The organism is Alcanivorax quisquiliarum (genome assembly GCF_023051175.1).
Taxonomy (GTDB): domain Bacteria; phylum Pseudomonadota; class Gammaproteobacteria; order Pseudomonadales; family Alcanivoracaceae; genus Isoalcanivorax; species Isoalcanivorax quisquiliarum.
Genome location: NZ_JALKII010000005.1, coordinates 1 through 25,040 on the forward strand (window position 1 = coordinate 1; position 25,040 = coordinate 25,040).

The window sequence follows — 25,040 nt, forward strand, 5'->3', positions numbered from 1 at the left end:
GCGCAGCGATCGCAAGCCCCGCTTGCGACCCAAGTAGGACCACCCCAGCCCGCCTCCCTGCCGCACGATCTGACCGCACCAACCAACTAAAACGCCCCGTCAGCGAATCTGGCAGGGCGTTTTACTTATGTGCACTCTCGCATGGGGAGGCCCGCTTTTTACAGGTGGGGCCCGCTGCGCGGGTCCGGCCACCGGGCATAGCCCGGCGGCGCTCCGCCATGCGAGTTGGGGGCAAGCGTCCGGCGAACCCATCTACCCGCCGTCATTTTCCCCAGTAATTAGGTGTCCACCTATTTTTAAGTGGACACCTAATAAGAGTGAAACCCTTCCTGCCAAGACACCGCCGAGCGTTGCCGAGCGGCCGAAGGCAACGGCAGGTTGTCGGCTCATAAGTGCCTGGCTACCAAGCTTCGCCACATATCATCTCACTTCCAGTGACAGGCGGAAGCTCAATAACGGCTTTGATACTCTGCGTCGGTAATCGCTGTAACCCATCTCACAGAGCGGCAGGTGGATTACGCAGCTTTAGCCTGACTAACTGGATCAGGCTCAGGAGCACGATCACGAACTTGCCGTTAGGTGTTGCCAAGCTCTCAGATCGCGTGAAGCGAGGCTGCTTGAAGTAGCGTCAGGTGCCGGTATCTCTGCTGACAGGGGCCGCGATATGCGCAAACGAGGTGCGCAGGCAGTGGCCAGCTAATAGATAGCTCTGCCCTATCAAAGCCAGTGCTTCAATTACCTTTCCCCTGCTCCATAAACCGTTATCCTTAACGTTAATAATTCTCGTTTGTGGTCCATCTGCTAATTCGGAGGTTTCTCATGGTCAAGACAGCGAGCTTCGGCGCGATGCATATCGTTGTCGCATTTATTGTGGTGTGGATCATGACGGGCGACTGGATGGTAGGTGGGGCGGTGGCGCTGGTGGAGCCAATGGTCAATACGGTGGCGTATCACTTCCACGAAAAGGTCTGGCTCAAGCTGCGCAAGGAGCGCGGGCCGGATGAAGGGGTTTCTTTGAGTGCATGACCGGGCCAGCGGCCCGGTTGTTTAAAGCTCCCGTTGCTTAAAATCCCCGTTGTTTAAAACAGAGGCAGCTCCAGTGTTTCACCTGCTTTGACGGTCACTTCGTGGCGGGTATCGAAGCGCAGGTTGTCCTGACGAAGTGGCTCGTCTGCCATGGATTGACAAGTGAACCCGAGGGTGTAAGTGCCGGCGGGGATATAGCCGAACTCATACCGGTAGTCAGTATCGTCAATCGCTTTGCGTACTGGCGCTATGGCATACGGGTTGCGTGTGCCGATGGGTGTGCCGCTAAGGCGGGTGTATACATCTCCCATGTTCATGCCTGTCCCCGGGTATAAATATACCGCGTTACCGAGGCTGCGGCCCTCGTCGGCGGCGTTGTCGCTGGTGCAGCCGGCAGCGCTGACGAGTGGCTCGGCGATGGTGCCGGTGATGGTGCCGCTGTCTTCCTCGCGAGCGAGCCTCAAGGTGGGGCGCAGCAGATAATATTCACTGCTGCGTTTGATGAGTGCCTTGCGCAAATCAAGCTCCAGTGTGAAGTTACTGTCCTTGTCGCGGGGAATGCTGAAAGCCTGGTTCAGCTCAAGGTAACGAACCTGCGTGCCGGTGGCGGCTGTGTCATCGAGCTGAAGTGGAAACTCCTGGCCGGTGGCGCGCTCACGGACGCTGGCACCGTTGTTGCGCTCGCTGATATAAAGGCGAATCCAGTCATAGCTGCCAGCGCGGATCTCTTCCAGCGGCAGCAATTGTTTGGTTGTCGTGCCTTGAAAATCCAGCAGGTTTTCAATCACCACGGGCGGATTGATGGGCAAGCTTACGGAGCGGTCATCATAACCGAGCACGATGCGGCTGACGGTGATCCGAACCTGGTCGACATCGTCGGCAGGTGCATCAGTGATGGCAAAGCTGGCGCGGCCTTCCCGGTTGCCGCTGCTGATTTCGCAGCCATCCTGATTGAATAGCGCGAATAGCGCGACCAGACCCACGGGCAGTATCTGTCCCCACATTATGATATCGCCTCCTGCGTTGCGTGTTACGCGATCCGGTGCCGCGGTTACTTGTGTTTACGCTGCTTGCCGGGTTGGTTAAACTTTGACCTTCGTTTTTAACAGTGGTTGTAGCAATTCCATGGAAGACAAGGCAAATCAGGATCTTGACGCGATCCGCGAAGTGGTCAGCCAGGTACTTGATGCCTACCAGGGTCAGGATCACAACATGCAGCGCTCGCAGGCGCGCGCGGAAATCCTGATTCACTCCATGGGAGTGTTTGCCCAGCGCGGGCTACACCGCACCACGGTACAGCATTTGCTGGACGCTGCGGATATCTCGCGCCGCACTTTCTACAAATACTTCGATAACAAACTGGATGTTCTGGAAAATATATATCGGATATTTGTCGAGAACATGATCCTTCGATTCCGGGAGCAAGTGCAACAGTCTGCGACGGTGAAGGATATTATCCGCAACACCACGGATATCTATTTTGATTATCACGTTTCCATGGGCCCGGTGATCAGGCTGATGATGGAGGAGGCGCGCAGCACTGGCTCGGCACTGGCGCCACACCGGGAGAACGGCCAGGCGCTGGCTGTGGAGATTCTGGGGGCGGAGATAGAGCGCCTTATCCAGCGTCGTTTCGATCCGCTGGTGCTGCGCACCTTGCTCTGGAATCTGGAGAATTATTCGCTTTATCTGCTGCGCGAGGGTGCGGATAAAGTGGGTGATGGCGAATTGGCACGATGCAAGCGCATCATGACGGGCATTGCGGAAGCCGTCATTCTGGGCGAAGTCGATCCTGAGCAGCTTGCGCCCGCTCGGCCCCGAGCCTGAGCGGGCGCAATGCGTCTTGTCATAACGGTTTGATGAATTTCAATGTCATGCGATCACTTTCGCCGATGGCCTGGTAACGAGCGCGATCAGGCCCGTCAGCGCCGCGCAAAGTAGGCGGCAGGCTCCAGACACCCGCCGGATGATCGGCGCTATCTTGCGGGTTGGCATTGATCTCGGCGCGCTCCAGCAGCTGGAAGCCAGCCCGCTCTGCCAGTGCAATCACATATTCCTCTGTCATGTAGCCTGAAGCGATCTGCTCGGCGAGCGAGCGCTCGGCGGGTGCACGGTGTTCGACCACGCCGAGTATGCCGCCCGGCTTGAGGGCGACAAAAAATGCATCGAAGGCGGCGTCGGCGTGGCCGCTCTTGGCCCAGTTGTGCACGTTGCGAAAGGTCAGTACCCGATCCGCACTGCCATCAGGTGCAATGGCCGTCGCGGTGGGCGGATTGAATGCTGTCAAAGTGGTGCGATCATAAATATCTGGTGCCGCCGCGAGTTTGTTCTGGAAAGCATTCAGTGATCGCTGGAAGAAAGGCACCGGGCTGGCCGGGTCGAAATGCGCGGCGTAGAGCTGCCCTTGCTCTCGCAATAGCGGCGCCAGTATCTCGGTATACCAGCCGGCGCCGGGCCATATTTCAACGACGCTCATGTCTGGCTCGACTTCGAAAAACGCCAGTGTTTCGACGGGGTTGCGCCAGCTGTCACGGGCCACGAATGCTGCGGTGCGCTGCGGATGGGCCGCGGCTTGAGCAATTGCATCGACGGGCGCCGGGGAATGGTTGGCGCAGCCTTGCCCGAGCAGTGCAGTGACCAGGAGAAGCAGGGCGCCGGGCCAGCGGTACGCGTGCAAAGTCATGAGGTCAGTCCTTTGTTGGAGTGGCGGAATGTGGAAGCGGGGCGCGCAGGCCGGCGGTGAGCACGCGGAGATAGGTGGCGGTCTGCTCCTCCAGATCGCCGGCGCCCGTGAGCGCCCAGGTGTAGGCGGCGCCAATGAACAGATTCACCATCATCTGGATGGTGGCGCGGGTCTCCAGCTCGGTGAAATAGCCTTCCTGCCGCAGCTCGCTGAAGAAGGCTTCTGCCAGCGGCATGTTCTGCTCGATCATGGTCAGGTGCTGGCGTTGTATCTCCCCGGCGAAATCACCGGCTTCCTGCACCAGCACGCGGGTGAAGGCGCGATTGCTGGCGATGAACGAGGCGATTGCGCGGCAAGCGCCTTCCATGCGTGCCAGTGGCGGGCCGCTACTGATGAGCTGGCGCAGGGCGAGGTCGCGAATCTGGTTCAGGTTTTCTTCCACTACCACCAGCAACAGCTGTTCCTTGGAATCAAAGAACTTGTAGATCGTTGCTTTGCCTACGCCGGCGGTTTCGGCAATGGTTTTGACATCGGCGGAGCGGAATCCCTCCCGGGCAAATATTTCGCGGGCTGCCGCGAGGATGCGCCCGCGGCGCTTGTCGGTGGGTTCGGTCATGAGGCGGGCACCCTGTGCTGCCTGGGAACAAGGCTGAAGTATAGCAGAAGGTGATCGGCGGGCAGGCTCGCGGAAGAGCCCTGCCTGGCGGGGCCGGACAGGCGCCGCCAGGCAGGTTTGGGGTGCTACAGATACTTGATCTTTTCCAGCTGTTCTTCCAGGCGTGCGAGGCTGGAGCGGAATTCGCCCAGTTTGGCCTGTTCCTTGGCGACTACCTCCGCCGGTGCCTTGTTGGCAAAGCCGGGGCTTTTGAGTTTCTGATCGCAGCGGGTGACTTCCTTGCGCAGTTTTTCGATCTCGCGCGACAAACGCTCGATCTCGGCATCCTTGTCGATCAGTCCGGCCATGGGCACTAGCAATTCCATACGGCCCACCAGTTGCGTCGCCGATGGCGGCGCAGAATCGGTGGGGCCGAGCAGGGTGATCGAGGCGAGGCGAGCGAGCTTGCTCAGCAATGCCCGGTTTTCCTGTAGCCGCCGATGATCGTCCTCGCCACCATTATGCAGGAAAATATCCAGCTCCTTGCCCGGTGCGATGCGCATCTCCCCGCGAATATTACGCACGGCGGTAATGACATCCTTGATCCACTGGACGTCTGCTTCGGCCTCGGCGTCGATGCGTGAGGAATCTGCCACGGGATAGGGCTGAAGCATTATGCTTTCACCCTGCTGGCCGGCAAGCGGAGCGATGCGCTGCCAGATTTCCTCGGTGATGAACGGCATGAACGGATGCGCCATGCGCAGCAAGGCTTCCAGCACGCGTACCAGCGTGCGGCGGGTGCCGCGCTTGCGTGCTTCGCTGTACTGGTCGCCATACAGCACCGGTTTGGATAGCTCCAGATACCAGTCGCAGTATTCGTTCCAGATAAATTCGTAGGCGGCGGTGCTGGCCTGATCGAAACGGAAGCTGTCGAGGGCATCGCCCACTTCTTGCTCGGCCCGTTGCAAGGCGGAGATGATCCAGCGGTCGGCCAGGCTCAGCTCTATCTCGCCGCCATCGGCGCCGCAATCTTCGCCTTCGGTATTCATCATCACGTAGCGGGCGGCGTTCCATATCTTATTGCAGAAATTGCGGAAGCCTTCGATGCGCCCCATGTCCCATTTGATGTCGCGGCCTGTTGCCGCCAGGGACAAAAAGGTGAAGCGCAGCGCGTCGGTGCCGTACGCTGCGATGCCGTCGGGGAATTCCTTGCGTGTCTGTTTTTCGATGCGTGCCGCCATCTGCGGCTGCATCAGGCCGCTGGTGCGTTTTTCGACAAGCGCTTCCAGGCTGATGCCGTCGATCAGATCCAGCGGATCAAGCACGTTGCCTTTCGACTTCGACATCTTGTGGCCTTCGGCATCACGCACCAGGCCATGCACATAGACTTTCCTGAACGGCACTTCGCCGGTGAATTTCAGCGTCATCATGATCATCCGGGCGACCCAGAAGAAGATGATGTCGAAACCGGTTACCAGCACGCTGCTGGGGTGAAAGGTGCGCAGCTCGGGGGTGTCATCCGGCCAGCCCAATGTGGAGAACGTCCACAGGGCGGAGCTGAACCAGGTGTCCAGGACGTCTTCATCCTGGCGCAGTGGTGTATCGCCGAGGTCATGCGCGGCACGCACGTCCTCTTCGGTGCGCCCCACGTAGATGTTGCCGGCATCGTCATACCAGGCCGGGATGCGGTGCCCCCACCAGAGCTGGCGTGAAATACACCAGTCCTGAAGATCGCGCATCCAGGAAAAATACATATTTTCGTATTGCTTCGGCACGAACTGGATAGCGCCCGTCTCGACGGCTTCGATGGCTGGCTTGGCGAGTTGCTCGACGGCTACAAACCACTGGTCGGTCAGGTAAGGTTCGATGACTACGCCGGAGCGGTCGCCCCGTGGCACCATCAGTTTGTGGTCTTCGACTTTTTCCAGCAGGCCGAGGGCGTCTAGATCGCTGACAATCTGCTTGCGTGCGGCGAACCGCTCCAGGCCGCGATAGGGCGCGGGCACGTCGTCGTTGAGGGTGGCGTCCACGGTGAACAGGTTGATCATCGGCAGGTTGTGCCGGCGGCCCACGTCATAATCGTTGAAATCGTGCGCCGGTGTGATCTTGACGCATCCGGAGCCGAAATCCGGATCGACATAATCATCGCCGATGATCGGAATGTCGCGATCTGCCAGCGGCAGCCGGATCATTTTACCGATCATGTCGCGATAACGGGGATCTTCCGGGTGCACCGCCACGGCGGTATCGCCAAGCATGGTTTCCGGCCGCGTGGTGGCGACTACCAGGTGCCCGGAGCCGTCCGCCAGTGGGTAGCGGAAGTGCCACATGTGGCCCTGTTCTTCGTGGTTTTCCACCTCAAGATCGGAGATGGCGGTATGCAGCGCCGGGTCCCAGTTGACCAGCCGTTTGCCGCGATAGATCAAACCTTCCTGATGAAGCCGGATAAAAGCTTCCTGCACAGCTCGTGACAGCTGCGGATCCATGGTGAAGCGTTCGCGTGACCAGTCCAGGGACGAGCCCAGGCGGCGCATCTGGCCGGTGATGGTGCCGCCGGATTCTTCTTTCCATTCCCAGATCTTGTCGATAAAGGTGTCGCGGCCGAGATCGTGGCGGGTCTTGCCTTCGGCTGCCAGCTGACGTTCGACCACCATCTGCGTGGCAATACCGGCATGATCTGTGCCAGGTTGCCAGAGGGTGTTGCGCCCCTGCATCCGGCGATAGCGGATCAAGGCGTCCATCACGGCATTGTTGAAGCCGTGGCCCATGTGCAGGGAGCCGGTCACGTTGGGTGGCGGCACCATGATGCTGAAAGGTTCACCTTTGCCGCTGGGGGCAAAGTAGCCGGCTTGTTCCCAGCGCTGGTACCAGCGCTGTTCGATGGCATCGGGTTGGTATGTCTTGTCCATGGTCTGGCGGTCGCCCGGGCTGAGTGGTGGTCGAAAGCCGGCGATTATACAGGGTTATGGCGTGCGCTTCAGGAGAGACAGCCGCTGGTATCAGTCTGCCTGGTCACGCAGTTGCGTCATCAGGCGTTCGCGGAGCTCGCGCTCTATGCGTGGCAGCCAGACGGCCAGCACTTCATCCACCAAGGCGCGTAATGTTTGTTCGTCAGGTGCTTGCGCAGCGGCGGGCGTGTTGATGGCGGGAGCCGCGCCTGCCTCGGGGGCAGCCGGTGTCTGGCGGTGATGCTGCGCAAGGCGCTCTATGGTAGCGCGGGGCAGAAAAGGGTTTTCCCGCTCGGCGATAGCGCGCTCGACGGCAGCCGGGCCGTCGTTTGTCGGCGCGAGGAGCGCAGCATCAAGTAGAGGAATCTGGGTGTGGGCATCGCCCTCCGGTTCCAGCAGCGGGATGTCGAGAAGATCATCGTTGCTGCCATCACCGAGCAGGGTGCGAATGTCATCCAGCTCATGCAGCAGGCCGCGCTGGCGGGCACCCAGGGCGCTGGCAGGGCGCTTGTTGTCCTGATCCATAAATGTAACCCCCACACGACTCTCAGGGGCATTCTTGGTCAGGAGCACGGGGTTATGCAAGCGTGCGGGCTACAGATGGTGATCCTGTACCGGATAACCCCGGTCACGGTAGAACTTCCAGCGTTGCCGGCCGCTGTTCCGTTGCTCGGGATCGCCGCAGATCATTTCCGCAACTCGGGTAAAGCGACTGTAGAAATCCGGCACGGTGGTAGAAAGATTGATCAGCACATCATGGTGTTCGCCGGGATCATCGCCGAAACCCACCACCACTGGCGTGCCGGCGGCGATGGTGTCGTTGGCCAGCACGTGGGGCAAGAAAGCTGTCGCGGGCTGCTGCCAGAACAACGCCTCAAGTGCTTGCGCATCCTGCTCGCTGGCAGTATGCACATACACCCTGCGCTGCTGGCGCCAGGCTTTCTCGGCGATGCGCCAGGCGAGCCTGGCGCGTATACCGGGGGTGTTGCTGATGTAAAAAAGAACCTCGGTCATGCTTTGCCGGCAGCCAGGTTGATCAGGTAACGGCTGAGCAGAGGCACCGGGCGGCCAGTGGCGCCTTTTTGTTTGCCGCCACTGATCCATGCAGTGCCGGCAATATCCAGGTGCGCCCAGTTGACTTCTTTGGTAAAGCGCGCGAGGAAGCAGGCCGCCGTGATCGAGCCGCCTTTCGGGCCGCCGATGTTGGCGATGTCGGCAAAGGGGCTGTCGAGCTGCTCCTGATAATCGTCCCACAGCGGCATGGGCCAGCCACGATCACCGGTTTCGTCACCGGCGACCAGCAATGCCTGAGCGAGTTCGGCATCATTGGCATACACCGCCTGAGCATGGCTGCCCAGTGCCACGACGCAGGCGCCCGTCAGGGTGGCAATGTCGATCACGGTTTGCGGTTTGTATTTCTGCTGCACATACGTCAGCGCATCGCACAGCACCAGCCGGCCTTCGGCATCGGTGTTGAGAATTTCAACGGTCTGCCCGGAGAGCGTCTTGACGATATCGCCGGGGCGCGAGGCGCGGCCATCGGGCATGTTTTCCGCAGCAGCGATCACGGCGACCAGATTGATCGGCAGGCCCAGTTCGCAGACCGCCTTGATGGTGCCAAAGACGCTGGCGGCGCCGCCCATGTCATATTTCATTTCATCCATGCCGGCGCCAGGCTTGAGCGAAATGCCGCCAGTGTCGAAGGTAATGCCTTTACCGACCAGTGCGATCGGGGCGCCCTTGGCGCCCTGATACTCCAGCACGATGATTTGCCCTTCGCGCTCGCTACCGCGTGCGACAGCACAGAATGCACCCATGCCCAGTTTTTCGGCCTGCTGTTCGCTGATGATCCTGACTTTCAGTGCCGGGTACTGCTTCGCCAGATCCTTGGCCACGGTGCTGAGATAAGCCGGGTAACAGTCGTTGGGCGGGCGGTTGCCGAGATCCTTGGCCAGTGCCATGCCGGCCGCGATAGCCAGCCCTTCGTTGAGCGCCTTGCGGGCGGCGGCGGGGCTGGCGGTGCTCAGCAATGTCCATTGTTTCAGGCGCTTGGCCGGCGCTTTCTCGCTGCGGTACTCGTCAAAGCGATACTGTGCATCGGCAAGCGCACGGCTGCCCTCGCGCACCAGCCAGAGTGCATCCTGGTCTTTGACGGCCAGGTCGGTGAGCAGCAATGCTGCGCTGCTGGCGCCGGTAGCGGCAACTGCACGCGCTGCGGTGGTGGCAAGTTGTAAGAAAGCTTGTACAGAAAGCCCGTTTTCAACGCCTGTGCCGACCAGCAAAAGGCGGCGAGCGGTGAGCGCCGGCGGATTGTGTAGCAGCAGCGTTTCTTGCTTCTTGCCGCTGAAATCACCGTCTTTGACGTATACGGCGATCAGCTCGCGAGTGGCTTCCGGAAGCGTGACCGGCAGGTCGGTAGCGCCCTTGCTCAATGGTACGACCAGACAGTCCACCTTGAGTTTGGCTGCGGCTTTGCCGCTGACTGCGTACTCCATCTCATCTCCTGGGTTACAATGCGCCGGTTTAGACGTGAAACGGGCCTAACCCGGCAGGATACGGTTTGATTCTTTACCGCTATATCAACAGGCAGTTGTTCGTGACCACAGTGGTCGTCACCTTTGTGCTGGTGATGGTGCTGGTCAGCGGCCGCTTTATCAAGTATCTGGCAGAGGCTGCGGTGGGCGATATCGCTGCCGACGCGCTGTTTCTGATCATGGCGTTCCGCTTGCCGGAATTTCTGCAAATGATCCTGCCGTTGAGCCTTTACATCGGCGTGCTGCTGGTGCTCGGCCGCATGTACGTCGATAACGAGATGGTGGTGCTCAAGGCTGGCGGCGTTAGTGAATGGGCACTGATGCGTGCGATGGCCTTGCCGGTACTGATGACGGCAGCGCTTATTGCGCTGTTCTCGCTGTATGTGACGCCGAAAGGCGATGCCGAGGTGGCGCAGCTGTTCGAGGAGCAGCGCGGCCGATCCGTGCTGGAGCTGCTGGCGCCGGGGCGCTTTCATGTGCGCGGTAGTGATGGCGGCTACCGCGCGACCTATGCAGAATCGTTGAACCGCGATGAGGGCGCGCTGGAGCGCGTATTTCTCTCCGAGTTTCGTATGGCACCGGAGGGCGATGGCGCCACAGAGCTGCTGACAGTATGGGCGCGACAGGGGCGCCTGGTGGAACAGCTGGGGATGACCTATCTGGAGCTCACCGGTGGCTATCAGTATCAGGGCCGCCCTGGTGATGCAGATTTCCGTACTGTGTATTTTGACCGCGCACTGGTGCGGGTCGGTCGCGAACAGGGGCCGATGCGGCCGCCAAAGACGCGCAGCTGGACCACCAGCGAGTTGCTGGCCAGTGATGCCAACGAGGCCCGAGCGGAACTGCAATGGCGACTGTCTCTGATTGTCATTGTGCCGCTGATGGCGCTGGCTGCCATACCGCTGGCGCGAGTGAGCCCCCGGCAGGGCCGGTTTGGCAAACTGATCCCGGCGATTCTCATCTATATGTTCTATATGGGGCTGCTGTTGGTCATGCGCAGCGCCATCAGCGACGTGGAAGGTGATCTGCCGTTGTATTTGCACTCCATCTGGATTCACTTGCTGGCGGCCTTGCTGGTGGTGGCTTTGTATCTGGTACCGGCATGGTCGGCAAAACGCCGCTACGGCCGGGGGATGCGCACGTGAAGTTGCTCAACGGTTATCTGTGGCGAGCGGTGATGGTGGCATCGCTGGGGGTCATCGGTGTGCTGGTGGCGCTGGATTGCCTGTTCAGTTTCATTGCCGAGCTTGAAGGATTGCGCGGCAATTATCAGGCTTGGCAGGCACTGCAATTCGTATTCACCACCGTACCCCGGCGGTTTGCTGATTTCCTGCCCATGGCGATCCTGCTGGGCACACTGATCGGACTCGGAGTGCTGGCCAACAGCGGCGAACTGACCGTGATCCGCGCCGCCGGGGTTTCCGTGGGCCGGGTGAGCTGGATGGTGCTGCGGCCGGCCTTGCTGTTGCTGGTGGTGGGCATGGCGATAGGCGAATTTATCTCGCCATACACCGAGCAGATTGCGCAGAGTAATCGCGCCATCGCCGAGGGCGGCGGCGAGGCGTTGAGTTCACGTTATGGCTATTGGCATCGCGAGGGTGACGAGTTCATCCATATTAATGCGGTGCAGCCTAACGGGGTGCTATACGGCGTAACGCGCTATCGGTTTCGCGCCGATCGCACGCTGGCGGAGGCGCAGTTTATCCAGCGGGCGCTTTATCAGGGCGGCCACTGGTTTCTGGAGGGCGTGCGCGGCAGCAAGTTGCTGGAAGAACAGGTGGTGCCCTATACCCAGGAAACGGGCGTGTGGGAAACCTCCCTGACCCCTGAATTGCTGGCTGTGGTGGTGCTTGATCCGGAGCGCCTGGCGATCAGAAAGCTGGTGGAATATTCACGTTATCTGGCCCGGCAGGGGTTGGAGGCCGCCGAGTATCAGCTGTCGTTCTGGCAAAAGGTGCTGCAGCCTCTGGCAACGCTGGGCATGGTGCTGATCGCGATCTCGTTTATTTTCGGGCCGCTGCGGGAAGTCACCATGGGGCTGCGGCTGACAGCAGGCATCGTTGCCGGGTTATTGTTCTACTATGGCCAGCAGTTTTTTGGCCACCTGAGCCTGGTGTTCAACACCTCACCGTTATTGGCGGCGGCAGTGCCACCGCTGGTGTGCTTCGGGCTTGGATTATGGCTGCTCAGGCGGGTGCGCTAGCGGCTCTGCTTCTTTTCCTGCCCGATTTTGGGCAACGTTATGGTCACTGTGCCGGAGAGCCGGTCGTGCAGTGTCTGCCGGCTCGGCGGCACCAGCGCGAGCAGGTATCCGGCACCCAGCAGTATCCACGTCACCAGCCCCGCGCCAAATCGCTTCAGCGTATCCAGCAGCGTCAGCGCGCCGCCATCCGCCCGGCGCACATGAATGCGCCAGGTCTTCATGCCCAGCGTTTGCCCTCCATGCAGCCAGAACCACGCGTAAAAGGCCCATATTTCCAGCAACAGCAACGGCAATAACACGCCCTGCGAGAACCAGACCGGCGGTTTGGTAACGCCGTTAAGTTCTGCAACAGGCAGCCCTGAATGAAGATAGAGCGGCACCACGATGCCAGTGGTCACGAAGATCAGCGCCGCGAGCAATAGCGCGTCATAGCCCAGCGCGGCCAGGCGGCGGGCAAGGGAAGCAGGGGGCAATGGGGTTGTCATCAAGGTCTCTTGTAGTCTTGGGCGCGGCAACCGCGGGCGGCTCGTCTTGTCTCGTGCATTGTACCGGGCCGCAGAAGCAAAATTGTAACGACGCTGCGGGTAAGGGGGAAGGGCGTGACTATGCCGGGGAATTGAGCTTTTCTCCGATAAGATATATCTTAAGATGCATCTTTAGTGGCGACATACAAGGAAAGGCAGCTTGGAAAAGAGCAATACGAGGCGGCAACAACAGCGCAGCGGTGCGGAGCAACTGACCCGTGGGCGCAAGTTCAGTGCGGAGGAATTGCGGCTCACGCTGCTCTGGTGTCTGCAACAAGCGCCGGCTCACGGCTATCAACTGATCAAGCAGCTGGGCGCGTTGTCTCATGGGTACTACAGCCCGAGCCCTGGTGTGCTTTACCCGGCTCTGGCCCAGCTGGAAGCAAGTCGGCTGGCAGAGGTGGAGCAATGTGGCAAGCGCAAACGCTATCGGCTGACCGCCGCCGGGCGCGATTATGTGCAGGCTCATCAACAGCAGGCCGAGTTGCTCATCGCCGCGTTGCGCCATGCTGCCAAGCGGATGCAGTGGTTGAGCCTGGCGGGCGAAAGCGAGGCGCTGGCATCCGAGACCACTGGCTGGCTGCCGGAATACATTCACGCGCGCAGGGCGTTACGAACCGCATTGTTGGCCAATAGTGAGGCCGACCATGCTGCCCAGCGGCGCCTAATCGAAATATTGCAGCGCGCCAGTGCCGAAATTCTTGCTGTCGCCGGGCGCGCCGGCCCTTCTTCTGAGGTGTGAATGATGACCGACGATCTGCTTGCCGTACGAAGAGTGCGCCATCCGATTAAGGTGCGCAGGCTGGAGGTAAAACGCATCACCGAGCTGAGCCCGGCGATGCGGCGTATCACGCTGACCGGCCCCGAGCTGGCCGGGTTTTACTCTGCCTCGTTCGATGATCACGTCAAGTTGATGGTGCCGGAGCGTGCCGGGGCTGCATTGCATTTGCCTGTTTTGGGCGAGCAGGGGCTGGTGTTTGCGGAGGGGCGGCCGAAACCGGCAATGCGGGATTACACGCCGCGCCGATATGATCCGGTTGCCAATGAGCTGGATATCGATTTCGTGCTGCATCACGAGGGGCCGGCCACCGACTGGGCCACCGCTGCCGAGCCTGGCCATGCGCTGGGCATTGCCGGCCCGCGTGGCTCGTTCGTTATTCCCATGGCTTTCGATTGGCACTTGCTGATCGGTGACGAGACAGCCATACCGGCGATCGGACGGCGGCTGGAGGAATTGCCGGCCGAGGCCACGGCGATTGCCATCATCAAAGTGAAGAGCGAGCAAGCCAGGCAGGCGCTTGCCAGCCAGGGTTCGTTGCAACTGCGCTGGGTGGTCGAGGCCGGGCTACCGGAGAGCGGCGGCATGGGCGCGCTGGAAGCTGCCGTGCGGGAACTGGTGCTGCCGCCGGGCGAGGGTTATGTCTGGGCGGCGGGTGAGTACAGCGATATCAAAGCGGTGCGGCACTATCTGGCCACTGAGCTGGGTATCGACAAAAGCCGTATCCGGGCGGCCAGCTACTGGCGCCGTTCGCAGCCGGATAGCCATGAGCACTTTGAATAGCCGGCGCCGGCCGGGGGCTTTCTTCGAGAAGACAGGTCTTTGGAGAAGCCAAGCGCTTTGGTGAGGCCGGGCGGGGCACGCAAGGCATGCAAGACACCAAGCATGCAAGATAGTTGGTACCAGAGGCCGGACTCGAACCGGCACGGGTTTTACCCCAACGGATTTTGAATCCGTCGTGTCTACCAATTTCACCACTCTGGCACGGTGGGGCGGCAGTATACCGAAGAACATTAGCGCTCGCTACGCGTTTGCGCGACTGGTCAGCGCCGGGCTGCGCCCTGTATCCTTGCGCCCCCAATGAGTCGTGCCGGTCAAGTACGATGCGTGTCGAAGATTTTGATTTTCAATTGCCGGAGCAGCTGATCGCCCGGCGCCCGGCGGCTGAGCGCGCCGGCTCTCGATTGCTGGTGCTGGCCCGTGAAGAGCTGGCGCACCGGCAATTCCCTGATCTGAAAACGTTGTTGCGGCCGAATGATCTGCTGGTGTTCAACGATACGCGGGTGATTCCTGCGCGTTTGTTCGGCCAGAAAGACACCGGCGGCCGTGTCGAGGTATTGATCGAGCGGCTGCTGGGCAGCCACTCGGCGCTGGCGCATGTGCGCGCCTCCAAGGCACCGAAGCCGGGCACCGGGCTGCGTTTCGAGGAGGCCAGCGCGACCATGGTGGCGCGGCACGGCGATTTGTTCGAGCTGGTATTTGACGGCGCTGCGCCATTGCTCGATGTGTTGTCTCGTGTCGGGCACGTGCCTTTGCCTCCTTATATAGACCGGCCCGATGACGAACAGGATCTCAGCCGCTATCAGACTGTCTATGCCCGCCATCCCGGCGCGGTGGCGGCGCCCACTGCCGGGCTGCATTTTGACGAGCCATTACTGGCGGAGCTGGCGGCACAGGGCGTGAAGCAAGCCTTTGTGACACTGCATGTGGGCGCGGGCACTTTTCAGCCAGTGCGCGCTGACCGCGTCGAAGATCATGTGATGCACAGCGAGCGCTTTCATGTGCCGCCGTCGCTGGTGGAGCAGATTGCTGCGACGCGTGCGCAGGGCGGGCGCGTAGTGGCGGTGGGCACCACCTCGCTGCGTGCACTGGAAGCTGCGGCGGCTGCGGGTGAGCTTGCGGCTGGCGAAGGCGACACGGACATCTTCATTTATCCCGGCTATCGCTTCCGGGTGGTGGACGCGCTGGTGACCAATTTCCATCTGCCGCGCTCCACGCTGCTGATGCTGATCAGCGCCTTTGCCGGCCGTGAGCGGGTGCTGGCGGCCTACGCCGAGGCGGTGGCGCAGCAATACCGCTTTTTCAGTTATGGCGACGCAATGTTTATCGAACGGGTAGAGGTGCAGCAATGAGCCGTATGTCTTTTGAGCTGCTGGGCCAGGACGGCGCGGCGCGGCGCGGGCGCCTGAGTTTTCCTCGTGGCACGGTGGAAACCCCCGCGTTCATGCCGGTGGGCACCTATGGCACGGTGAAGGGCATGTTGCCCCGCGATCTGCTCGCGACGGGCGCCGAGATATGCCTCGGCAATACATTTCATCTGATGTTGCGGCCGGGCACCGAGATCATCGAGGCGCATGGTTCGTTGCATGGTTTCATGCAGTGGTCGAAGCCGATTCTGACTGACTCCGGCGGATTCCAGGTATTCAGCCTGGGTGATCTGCGCAAGATCACCGAGGAAGGCGTGGCATTTCGCTCGCCCATCAATGGCGACAAGGTATTTCTCTCGCCAGAACGGGCCATGCAGGTGCAGCGCAGCCTGGGCAGCGATATCTGCATGATCTTCGACGAATGCACGCCTTTCCCGGCGACCGAGCAGCAGGCGCGCAGTTCCATGGAGCTGTCATTGCGCTGGGCGGTGCGCAGCAAACAGGCACATGAAGGCAATGACGCAGCCTGTTTCGGCATTGTGCAGGGCGGCATGTATGGCAGCCTGCGCCAGGCATCGCTTGCCGGGCTGACGGAGATCGGTTTTGACGGCTATGCCATCGGCGGGCTGTCGGTAGGTGAGCCACAGGAAGAAATGTTGCGCGTGCTGGGTGATATCACACCGCACATGCCGGGTGATCGCCCTCGTTATCTGATGGGCGTGGGCCGCCCGGAGGATATCGTCGAGGCAGTACGGCGGGGTATCGACATGTTCGACTGTGTGATGCCGACCCGCAATGCGCGCAACGGGCATTTGTTCACCCGTGAAGGGGTGATCAAGATTCGCAATGCACGCCATCGGACGGACACCGGCTCGCTGGATGAAACCTGCGACTGCTACACCTGTCAGAACTTCAGCCGCAGCTACCTGCACCACCTGGAACGATGTGGCGAAATGCTGGCAGCACAGCTCGCCACTATCCACAATCTGCGCTATTACCAGAACCTGATGGCCGGATTGCGAGGGGCTATTGAAGCGGGTACATTGTCGGCCTTTATCAGCGATTTCTATGCGGCGCGGGGCCTGCCGGTTCCTGCGCCATCGGCCGTCTGAATGGAGCGAAACATGAATCAGACCCACAATACATCCGCCATGGGTGCCCTGGCGACACGCCTGCCATTGGTTCTGGCTGGCCTGTTGCTGGCCGGCCCGGCCTTTGCCCAGGCAGCACCGGGCGGTGGCGGCTTTGAACTGGTGTTCATCGTCATCATGATGGTGGTGTTTTATTTCTTCCTGATCCGCCCGCAGACCAAGCGTGCAAAAGAGCACCGGGAACTGGTCAGTGCTTTGGCCAAGGGTGATGAAGTGGTCACCAGTGGCGGCATGCTCGGCAAGATCACCAAGGTGACAGACGATTATGTAGTGATCGAGATCGCCAGCAACATGGAGATCAAGGTGCAGAAGCACTCGGTCCAGGCGACGTTGCCGAAAGGCACTATCAAGTCCATCTAAGCCACTGGAGAACCCCATGAGCCGCTACCCGCGCGGGAAATTTTTCCTGCTGCTGGCCGTGCTGGTCGTCTGTGGCCTGTATGCGATGCCAAACCTGTATCCGGATGTGCCCGCGATACAGATCACCCGTTCCGAAGCTGGCGCTGAAGTCTCACAAGATGCCATCGCTCGGCTTACCACTGCATTGGATCAAGCTGGCATCAGCTACGGTACCGGAGAGACTGTCGGTGGCTCATGGCTGCTGCGGCTGGATGATTCCGATGCACAGCTGCGCGCCCGCGATCTGGCGGAACGCACCTTGGGCCGGGATTATGTGGTGGCGCTGAACCTTGCGCCTACTACACCTGCCTGGTTGCGCGCCTTCGGGGCCAGCCCGGTCGGGCTGGGGCTTGATCTGCGCGGCGGCGTACACTTTCTTTTACAGGTCGATATGGACTCGGCGCTGGATCACCGGCTGGAATCCTGGGCAGCCGAGCTGCGCCTGGTGTTGCGTGACGCCGGCATTCGTTATCGTGAGGTAAGCCACCAGGGCCATGATCTGATTGCGCGTTTTGACAATAGCGACGATCTGAACAGCGCCCAGGCCGCGTTGCGTAACCAGTTCAATGAATTTACCGTGCGCCGCGAAAATGATCGCAACCAGCTGCGGCTGACAGTGACGCAAGAGGCGATCTCCGAGATTCAGGATTACGCCGTCGATCAGAACCGCACTGCGCTGAACAATCGGGTCAATGAGCTGGGTGTGGCATCACCGGTCGTGCAACGCCAGGGGGCGGATCGTATCGTGGTGCAACTGCCGGGCGTGCAGGATGCCAGCCAGGCGCGGCGGATTCTTGGTCGCACAGCGACGCTGGAGTTTCGTCTGGTTGCTGATGACGTCGACCCGGTGCGCATCCAGTCCGGCATTGCGCCGCCGGGCACGGAAATCTTCCCCTTCAAGGGCGATACGCGTAACCCGGTAGTATTGCGGCGGCAAAACATTGTCACGGGTGATCAAGTGACTAACGCGCAAATGGGCTTTGATGAAAACGGCATGCCCGAAGTAAATATCTCGCTGGATGCCAGCGGTGCGCGCAACATGCAGCGGGTCACATCGCGCAACGTGGGCCGGCCGATGGGGGTGCTGTTCATCGAAACGCGAACAGACATCGAGACGGTCATCAATGAAGAAGGCGAACGCGAGCAGCGTGCCACCAGCAGCCGCGATGCGTATGTCATCAACGTGGCCAATATCCGCGATACCCTGGGCAGCCGCTTCCGCATCACCGGGCTGGATAGCCCGGCAGGTGCTGCGGAGCTGGCGCTGTTGCTGCGGGCCGGTGGCCTGGCAGCGCCGATGTATATCGCCGAGGAGCGAACCATCGGGCCAAGCCTGGGGGCGGAGAATGTTGCTGCCGGCATGAAGTCCATGGTGCTCGGGCTGGTGTTGGTGCTGGCGTTCATGCTGTGGCGCTACAAAATGTTCGGCGTGTTCGCGAACGTCGCGTTGCTCGGCAACCTGGTTATTATGGTGGGTATCATGTCGATGATTCCAGGCGTCACACTGACGTTGCCTGGTATCGCCGGTATCGTGCTGACGGTAGGTATGGCAGTTGATGCCAACGTGCTGATTTATGAACGCATCCGTCAGGAGCTGGCCGATGGCCGGCCGCCGCTACAGGCCATCGATGCCGGTTACGAGCGCGCTTTCCAGACCATTCTGGACGCCAATATCACCACACTGATTGTGGCGGTGATCCTGTTTGCTGCGGGTTCCGGCACGGTGCAGGGCTTCGCTGTCACGCTGTTTATCGGCGTCAGCGTTTCCATGTTCACGGCTATCGTCGGTACGCGTGCGCTGGCTGACCTGGTCTATGGTCGCCGCAAGCGTGCGCCGGCCCGGCTGAGTATCTGAGGTGGTTATGACGACGAAGCCGGAAGAGAAAGTCATCAATTTCATGGCGCTGGTAAAACCCATGAATGCGCTGTCGATCATTCTGATCGTTGGTTCCCTGGTGCTGCTGGGTGTGCGCGGGTTGAACTTCGGCCTGGATTTCACGGGCGGTACGGTCATTGAAGTCAGCGCGAGCCAGGATGTGGTGCTGGAAGACGTGCGCAGTGCGCTGGAGGCCGGTGGCTACGGCGATGCGACAGTGCAGCACTTTGGGTCCTCTCGCGACGTGATGGTGCGTGTGCCGCCCCATGAAGATGACAATGGCGATGAAGTAGGTGCGGCCGTATTTGGTATCATTGCTACCGCCTCACCGGGTGTCGAGCTGCGGCGCGTGGAGTTTGTCGGGCCGCAAGTGGGTGATGAGCTGCGGGACCAATCCGGGCTGGCGGTGCTGATGGCGATGATCATGATGGTGATCTACATCTGGTTCCGTTTCAGTAACAAGTTCGGGCTCGCGACACTGTTGGCGCTGATGCACGATGTTGTCATCGTATTGGGCTGCTTTGCCTTGTTCCGCTGGTCATTTGATCTGACGGTGCTTGCAGCAGTGTTAGCGGTAGTAGGCTACTCGATCAATGATACCATCGTCATCGCCGACCATATCCGGGAGGATTTTCACAAGTCGCGGCTGGGTGATCCAGTTACTGTCATCAACCGTGCTGTGACGCGAACATTGAGCCGTACCATGATCACCGGGCTGACAACACTGTTGGTGTTGGGGGCGCTATACCTGTTTGGTGGTGAAATGATCCGGGGCTTCTCGGTCACACTGATTCTCGGTGTGATAGTGGGCACGTACTCCTCAATCTATGTCGCCAACGGCATTCTGCTTGCCATGAAAGTCGGCAAGGAAGATTTCATGCTGCACGAGACGCAAAAAGAGATCGATGACATGCCCTGACCAGGGCTTTCATTTGCCGCCGCGCTGCGTTGCGGTGGGCGCACGTCAGACAGGGCACCTTCGGGTGCCCTGTTTTTTTGTTCGTTGTCGATTTCCGTGGAAGCATTTTCCGATATCCGCGCAAGTTCCGATGGGTTGTCCGGAATACCTTTTCTGCCTCTTGATGCGGCCGTTACCGGATGTGCACCCAGCGGGGAGCCTGCGGCGTGTCCACTCCCAAATGGTAGTGGCCGGTTTGGCAGTGAAGGAGCTAATGTCCGCGGCATCAGCAGGGTGGCGTGCGGTGCCGGCCCACCTGACCAGGTCTTGTGAGGAAAGCACTAGCCATGTTTCAGCAAAGCAGGTGGAGCAAGTATCTCTTGTGGGCAGTCCTTCATATCGGCCTGGTCCTGTTGGCCGGCTGTGGCGGCGGGGGATCGTCGTCATCGTCTCCCAGCGAGGATGGGCCGCCGCTGCCGCCGCGCCTCACGGGCTATGAAGGCCCGCCCGGCGAACTGCTGCTTCAGGCAGTGGGCAATCGCGGCCCGGTCACCATTGGCTATCGCCCCTCGGGTCAGGGCATGGTTGAGACCGTAATCGTCGGGCCGGATGAGCAGGTGCCGCTGAGTTTGGCAGTGGGTGTGGCGCCGGATCTGCATCTGGTGTCGGTGCCCGAAGGGCAACATTGCGAGCTGTCGGTGGATTGGCAGTTCCAGGTCATGCCTTGGGGCGAGATCGTGACGCTCGCTTGCGGCGAGCTGCTGGTGACGCCGCAGCAACTGCATGTTTATCCCTTGCAGTGGGTGGCTCTGCCCGGGGTGGAACTGGCACAGCACAGGGATGGCTTGCGTGCGCAGCTGACCATGGCCGGGAGCGTACCAGTCAGCCTGGAGCTCACGGTGCGTGACGATGCGCTGGTATTTCTGGTGCCGGATCTCATCAGTGGCACCGGCGAATTGCAGGTCTGGTTCGGCGATGCTGAGCCGACAATCATCCCGATTGACGTGGCGCCGATACCAGAGCTTGACGTCAGCACCTTCATGGCGAATTGGTGGGCAAGACTGGACGATGTAGGGGCCTTGCTTGACGGTGATGCGCTGGCTAGCTGGCGGCAGCATCTTGCTCAGAAACGTGGCGAAATAGAACCACTGTTCGCGGCGTTGAGTGCTTTAGAGCAAGTGGCCGTGGTGCGCTATTTATGGGCCAACCTGACAGCGGCGGAGGAAGCGCTCCATGAGCCTGTGATGCTTGCCCGTTCCGCAGCGCGGCTGCTGCCCGATTGTGGAATGGCAGTGATCGGCCTGGCCAGCTACACCGCTGTGCATGTTCTCGCGGCCGTAGGGGTAGCCGAGTTGACGGGACTGTTGACGCTCACTGGCCCCGCCGCGGTGGTTGGGGTGCTCCTCGGAGGCGTCGCGGTGGCAGCCATCCTGAGTGAAGCCGTGGACGGCAGTCGCTTGCGTGCGCGCAAAGCGGTGCAAATCTGCGCCGACTACCGGGGACTGGTCAGTGGTGGCGTCAATGACTTCGATATCATGCCGCAGGTGGCAGCGAAAAGCGGCCCGGCTGTTATTACTACTACCACGCTGCGGCTGGCGCACGAACAGCCGTATCAAAGTGCTTTGCGGGTGCGGCGCGTGCTGCCGGCAGAGCTGACGCAGCGCATTCGTGGCCTGCAAAGCGCGTTGCAGCCAATCTCCGGTTTCTTCGGTGAGCGGTTGGATTGGTTGTATTTGTTTGACTTCGACGCACGGTTGCCGCTGAAGAGTGCGCAGCTGAGTGTGTCGGGTGCGCACGTGAAGGCGAACACCTTGGTGGTGCAGAACTCCCTGCTGTCGGTGGAGTTGGCCGTGACTGGCGAGCCGGAGCCAGATCGCTTGCTACCGTTTCGCCTGGCTGGCAGTGGTGAGGCTACGGACACCTGGCTCGGTGAAACGCTACCAGTGAATATTGATCTGCGTGGCCATCTTTCTGGCCGCAAACCGCTCGCGTTTGACGTGATGCTTGACGTGGCGCCGGGTGATACATTGCGGTTTACCGTCCCGGTGGAGTTTGCTACCTCCACAATGATCGTGACGCAGGCGGCGCGTGGGAACGTGTTTCATGGCGATGAGTTGGCGGAGTACTACTACTTTCCGAACGATGGTTTTGTCACGGATCAGTTTCAGTACCGGGCGACCAACAACGCCGGCAGCGCGGAAGGCACCGTCACATTCAGGCTGATGGACCAGTGCCAGCGACAGAATTCCACCCAGATTGCCTGTACGTACGTGTTCCGTGATGTCGGCCGGATGTTCAAGGCTTTGGCCGCGAATGATGAACCCATGGAGCAAGGCGGCGTGCAATCGTGGCGCGTGTTCAGTATGCATACGCTGGAAGGCGAGCTGCTTGAGCGGCACGCGGTGTACCACTATCGCCACGAAGGCGAGCCGGCAGGTGGCAACTGGGTCGTCAATCGCGCGGAGCGTGTTGTGTCCAGCGACAACGGCCAGTGGCGTAGTAGCATGATTGATCTCCACCAAGGGCTTGATGGCTCAATCTTGCAGGGGCATGCATTTCTGGAAACAGAAGCCACCTATAGCGATCAACGTGGTGTTTTCTTTACCAGCGCTGCATGTACAAACTTGCCGGATTACCAGACCAGCAGCCGTTCCACAGGTTTCTCAAGTGATGATCCGCTGGGCGTGCGAGAGGAGTTTTCCAACGAGTGGGCAGAGTCGCTGGTCTATTGCCCAACTATGGCTGACCTGACACGGCTTGTACCACTCTCGCCGACGCATTCTATCGACGCGGCGTCAGTGTACCGATACTTCATCAGGTGACCGGCGTGGGAATTTGGCTTCTGCGCGCGGGTTCAGGCTGGCGCGCGCAGCAGCGCAATATTGGCCGCCGGCAATGACAGCTGCCAGCCCCATTGCTGCGCCAGGTAGCCGAATGTGGCGGGCTTGTAGAAACACACATGGGTCGGGTCGCGCCGGTAATGCCATCGTGCAAAGCCGGCATCGTCCGTCAGCCAGCCGGTCATGATGGCGAGCGTGCCAGACGGGCGCAGCAATGAGCGCAATTTGCCGAAGCTTTCTGCCGGGTGATGAAAATGCTCTACCACTTCCGAGCAGGTAACGAAATCATATTGTTGCGTCAGCAGGTAGGGGTCGTTGGCGTAGAGCGGGTCAAAGTCGAGTGTGGGAAAGCCTGCTTCCGTGAGCATTTTCGATAGCGTCGGGCCTGGCCCGCAGCCGAAATCCAGCCCCATGATCTCCGCTGCCCCTGCCTCGGCGCTCGCTGAAAGCTGCGCTATCAACGGCTCCGCAAGCCGGGCCAGAAACGCACGATACCCGGCATCATCCGGGCTGTTCTGATGGAGCGCGTAATGGGCTTGCTCTTCTTCGCGTGAGGGCAACGCCTCACGGGCGATGAACGTCAGTTGGCAGGTGGGGCAGCGAAAATAATCGGCCTCACGCTCCAGCAGGGGCAGGCGAGCGAAAGGCTGGCTGCCCGCAGTGTGGCAGAGCGGGCAGTCGGGGTGCTTAGCGTTTGAGGGCATCGGTCAGGTGGGGCTGGATCTTCTGGAGCAATGCCTTGAAGACCTTGGGGCTGCCCGCCACCAGGTTGCCGTTCTTCAAATGGTTATGGCCACCAGTGAAATCGCCGACCAGCCCGCCTGCTTCAGTGATCAGCAGGCAGCCGGCTGCCATATCCCACTCCTGCAAGCCGGTTTCCCAGAAGCCGTCCAGCCGGCCGGCCGCAAGCCAGGCCAGGTCCAACGCCGCCGCGCCGGGCCGGCGCAGGCCAGCCGCCAGTGGCATGATATCGCGCATCATGTCCAGATAAGGCTCGACGTGTTGCGCCTGATCGCGGCGGAACGGAAAACCGGTGCCGATCAGGGCGCCTTCCAGGCCCGCACGTTGTGTCACGCGCAGCCGGCGCCCGTTCATGATGGCGCCACGCCCGCGGCTGGCGGTAAATTCTTCCTCGCGCAGCGGATCGACCACCACGGCATGTTCCACCTTGCCGTCGCAGGCGAGCGCGATGGAAATGCAGAATTGGGGAAACCCATGCAGGAAGTTGGTGGTGCCATCAAGCGGATCAATGATCCACTGCCAGCGGGCATCGTCGCCCTTGCCGGGTTGAGCGCCGCTTTCTTCGGCCAGAATGCCGTAGTCGGGATACGCCTTTTGCAGCACATCAATGATGTGTGCTTCGGCGGCGCGATCGATTTCGCTGACGAAATCATTACGGCCTTTTTGCTCGACCTTGATGCGCTGTACATCATCGGCGGCACGACGGATAAATTGGCCTGCCTGACGGGCAGCGCGCAGGGCGATATTCACTTGCGGGGCGAGCATAGGCGTAGTGGCATCTTTTAAAGAACGGGGGAGGCCACAGTTTATCAGAATATGGCTGCAAGGGCAGGTGATTTGTGGCCCCGCCGCAGCAACCCTGCATGTTACACTGCGCGCCTTGCACCTGGCCGCAGGAACAACACATGCTCGACCGAATTCGAATTGTGATGGTGGGAACCACTCACCCAGGCAACATCGGTGCCGCCGCCCGGGCGATGAATACCATGGGCTTATCGGATCTGCGGCTGGTATCACCGCTGCAATTTCCCCATGTGGAAGCCACGGCGCGCGCCAGTGGTTCGGCCGATATTCTGGCCAGCGCGAAGGTGTGCGCCAGCCTCGATGACGCACTGGAGGGCGCCACGCTGGTAGTCGGCACCAGCGCCCGGCAGCGGCGTATTCCCTGGCCGTGCCTGTCGCCCCGCCAGCTTGGGGCGGTAGCGGCCGAGCGGATCGAGCAGGAGCAGATTGCGGTGCTGTTCGGGCGTGAAGATCGTGGGCTGACCAATGACGAATTGCAGCGCTGCCATTATCACGTTGCCATCCCCACCAATCCTGACTATGCCGTGCTCAACGTGGCCTCTGCGGTGCAGCTGATCGGCTATGAACTGCGACTGGCACTGGTGGGCGATCCGGAGGCTGGCGAGGCGCCACGCCGCGCTGGCCGCCATTGCCTGGCGTTGCCGCCGATGGAGTGGGACGCGCCACCCGCAGATGCTGCTGAGCTGGAATATTTGCTGCGTCATCTGGAGACGCTGATCACCGCCAGCGGCTTCGTTGATCCGGCCAGCCCCGGGCATGTGATGACCCGGTTGCGGCGGCTGTTTCTGCGGGCCAGGCCAGACAAGGTGGAAATCAGCACCTTGCGCGGGGTGCTGACCAGTTTTGCCAGATATCTGCCTTCTCCGGAGAGCGAAGGCGGTAACCGATAAGAG

The 25,040-nt window shown here is 60.6% G+C and carries 23 protein-coding genes and 1 tRNA gene; 13 read left to right on the forward strand and 11 right to left on the reverse strand.

From position 1 onward, the window contains the following. Nucleotides 1-819: 819 nt before the first annotated feature. Entirely contained in the window at nt 820-1,026 is a 207-nt protein-coding gene (locus MU846_RS08480; protein ID WP_246951655.1) for a DUF2061 domain-containing protein, read from the forward strand. Nucleotides 1,027-1,079: 53 nt separating this feature from the next. Here MU846_RS08480 and MU846_RS08485 read toward each other — a convergent pair whose 3' ends face one another. After that, nucleotides 1,080-2,030 carry a DUF4382 domain-containing protein gene (locus MU846_RS08485; protein ID WP_246951657.1) on the reverse strand — a complete coding sequence of 317 codons (951 nt, stop codon included), beginning with the start codon at nt 2,028-2,030 and terminating at the stop codon, nt 1,080-1,082. A gap of 121 nt (nt 2,031-2,151) precedes the next feature. Here MU846_RS08485 and MU846_RS08490 point away from each other — a divergent pair, with 121 nt between their 5' ends. Further along, nucleotides 2,152-2,853, forward strand: a complete 702-nt coding sequence (locus MU846_RS08490) for a TetR/AcrR family transcriptional regulator (protein ID WP_246951659.1) — start codon at nt 2,152-2,154, stop codon at nt 2,851-2,853. 19 nt (nt 2,854-2,872) lie between these two features. On the opposite strand, the gene MU846_RS08495 is transcribed toward MU846_RS08490, so the two are convergent. The 6 genes from MU846_RS08495 to MU846_RS08520 all read right to left on the reverse strand — a co-directional run bounded on the left by MU846_RS08495 (nt 2,873) and on the right by MU846_RS08520 (nt 9,747). Further along, a complete protein-coding gene (locus MU846_RS08495) occupies nt 2,873-3,709 on the reverse strand; it encodes a class I SAM-dependent methyltransferase (protein ID WP_246951661.1) in 837 nt (278 codons plus the stop codon). A gap of 4 nt (nt 3,710-3,713) precedes the next feature. Then, nucleotides 3,714-4,325 (reverse strand): TetR/AcrR family transcriptional regulator, encoded by a 612-nt coding sequence (locus MU846_RS08500; RefSeq protein ID WP_246951662.1) that lies wholly within the window; start codon nt 4,323-4,325, stop codon nt 3,714-3,716. Between the two features lie 125 nt (nt 4,326-4,450). Next, a complete protein-coding gene (locus MU846_RS08505; RefSeq protein ID WP_246951664.1) occupies nt 4,451-7,213 on the reverse strand; it encodes a valine--tRNA ligase in 2,763 nt (920 codons plus the stop codon). A gap of 90 nt (nt 7,214-7,303) precedes the next feature. Continuing rightward, a complete protein-coding gene (locus MU846_RS08510; protein ID WP_246951666.1) occupies nt 7,304-7,792 on the reverse strand; it encodes a hypothetical protein in 489 nt (162 codons plus the stop codon). Between the two features lie 54 nt (nt 7,793-7,846). Further along, nucleotides 7,847-8,266, reverse strand: a complete 420-nt coding sequence (locus tag MU846_RS08515) for a DNA polymerase III subunit chi (protein WP_246951668.1) — start codon at nt 8,264-8,266, stop codon at nt 7,847-7,849. Next, nucleotides 8,263-9,747: a leucyl aminopeptidase gene (locus MU846_RS08520; RefSeq protein WP_246951670.1), complete on the reverse strand. Its 1,485-nt coding sequence runs from the start codon at nt 9,745-9,747 to the stop codon at nt 8,263-8,265. Before MU846_RS08520 ends, MU846_RS08515 begins: the two co-directional genes overlap by 4 nt. 65 nt (nt 9,748-9,812) lie before the next feature. On the opposite strand from MU846_RS08520, the gene lptF reads away from it, so the two are divergent. Next, nucleotides 9,813-10,931: an LPS export ABC transporter permease LptF gene (lptF, locus tag MU846_RS08525; RefSeq protein WP_246951673.1), complete on the forward strand. Its 1,119-nt coding sequence runs from the start codon at nt 9,813-9,815 to the stop codon at nt 10,929-10,931. After that, a complete protein-coding gene (gene lptG, locus MU846_RS08530; protein WP_246951675.1) occupies nt 10,928-11,989 on the forward strand; it encodes an LPS export ABC transporter permease LptG in 1,062 nt (353 codons plus the stop codon). Before lptF ends, lptG begins: the two co-directional genes overlap by 4 nt. On the opposite strand, the gene MU846_RS08535 is transcribed toward lptG, so the two are convergent. After that, nucleotides 11,986-12,474 (reverse strand): RDD family protein, encoded by a 489-nt coding sequence (locus MU846_RS08535; RefSeq protein ID WP_246951677.1) that lies wholly within the window; start codon nt 12,472-12,474, stop codon nt 11,986-11,988. The genes lptG and MU846_RS08535 overlap by 4 nt on opposite strands. A 199-nt stretch (nt 12,475-12,673) precedes the next feature. Between MU846_RS08535 and MU846_RS08540 the strand changes: the two genes are divergently transcribed. Both MU846_RS08540 and MU846_RS08545 read left to right on the forward strand, forming a co-directional pair. Next, nucleotides 12,674-13,255 (forward strand): PadR family transcriptional regulator, encoded by a 582-nt coding sequence (locus MU846_RS08540; RefSeq protein ID WP_246951679.1) that lies wholly within the window; start codon nt 12,674-12,676, stop codon nt 13,253-13,255. After that, nucleotides 13,256-14,074 (forward strand): siderophore-interacting protein, encoded by an 819-nt coding sequence (locus MU846_RS08545; protein WP_246951681.1) that lies wholly within the window; start codon nt 13,256-13,258, stop codon nt 14,072-14,074. A gap of 114 nt (nt 14,075-14,188) precedes the next feature. On the opposite strand, the gene MU846_RS08550 is transcribed toward MU846_RS08545, so the two are convergent. Next, nucleotides 14,189-14,275, reverse strand: a tRNA-Leu gene (locus MU846_RS08550). 119 nt (nt 14,276-14,394) lie between these two features. Here MU846_RS08550 and queA point away from each other — a divergent pair. The 6 genes from queA (at nt 14,395) to MU846_RS08580 (ending at nt 22,584) form a co-directional block, all read left to right on the forward strand. Further along, nucleotides 14,395-15,423 (forward strand): tRNA preQ1(34) S-adenosylmethionine ribosyltransferase-isomerase QueA, encoded by a 1,029-nt coding sequence (gene queA, locus MU846_RS08555; RefSeq protein ID WP_246951683.1) that lies wholly within the window; start codon nt 14,395-14,397, stop codon nt 15,421-15,423. 5 nt (nt 15,424-15,428) lie between these two features. After that, nucleotides 15,429-16,550 (forward strand): tRNA guanosine(34) transglycosylase Tgt, encoded by a 1,122-nt coding sequence (tgt, locus tag MU846_RS08560; protein WP_246952089.1) that lies wholly within the window; start codon nt 15,429-15,431, stop codon nt 16,548-16,550. Nucleotides 16,551-16,589: 39 nt separating this feature from the next. Further along, nucleotides 16,590-16,949, forward strand: coding sequence for a preprotein translocase subunit YajC (gene yajC / locus MU846_RS08565; protein WP_246952091.1), 360 nt, complete (start codon nt 16,590-16,592; stop codon nt 16,947-16,949). A gap of 16 nt (nt 16,950-16,965) precedes the next feature. Continuing rightward, nucleotides 16,966-18,843, forward strand: a complete 1,878-nt coding sequence (gene secD, locus MU846_RS08570; protein ID WP_246951685.1) for a protein translocase subunit SecD — start codon at nt 16,966-16,968, stop codon at nt 18,841-18,843. A gap of 7 nt (nt 18,844-18,850) precedes the next feature. After that, a complete protein-coding gene (gene secF, locus MU846_RS08575) occupies nt 18,851-19,783 on the forward strand; it encodes a protein translocase subunit SecF (RefSeq protein WP_246951687.1) in 933 nt (310 codons plus the stop codon). 560 nt (nt 19,784-20,343) lie between these two features. Beyond that, complete coding sequence (locus MU846_RS08580) at nt 20,344-22,584, forward strand: hypothetical protein (protein ID WP_246951690.1); 2,241 nt, start codon at nt 20,344-20,346, stop codon at nt 22,582-22,584. 32 nt (nt 22,585-22,616) lie between these two features. Here the strand turns inward: MU846_RS08580 and MU846_RS08585 are convergent, their stop codons facing one another. Continuing rightward, complete coding sequence (locus tag MU846_RS08585) at nt 22,617-23,306, reverse strand: class I SAM-dependent methyltransferase (RefSeq protein ID WP_246951692.1); 690 nt, start codon at nt 23,304-23,306, stop codon at nt 22,617-22,619. Beyond that, nucleotides 23,290-24,108, reverse strand: a complete 819-nt coding sequence (locus tag MU846_RS08590; protein WP_246951694.1) for an inositol monophosphatase family protein — start codon at nt 24,106-24,108, stop codon at nt 23,290-23,292. The genes MU846_RS08585 and MU846_RS08590 overlap by 17 nt, the downstream gene beginning before the upstream one ends. A 140-nt stretch (nt 24,109-24,248) precedes the next feature. Between MU846_RS08590 and MU846_RS08595 the strand changes: the two genes are divergently transcribed. Next, nucleotides 24,249-25,037, forward strand: coding sequence for an RNA methyltransferase (locus MU846_RS08595; protein WP_246951696.1), 789 nt, complete (start codon nt 24,249-24,251; stop codon nt 25,035-25,037). Nucleotides 25,038-25,040: the final 3 nt, after the last annotated feature.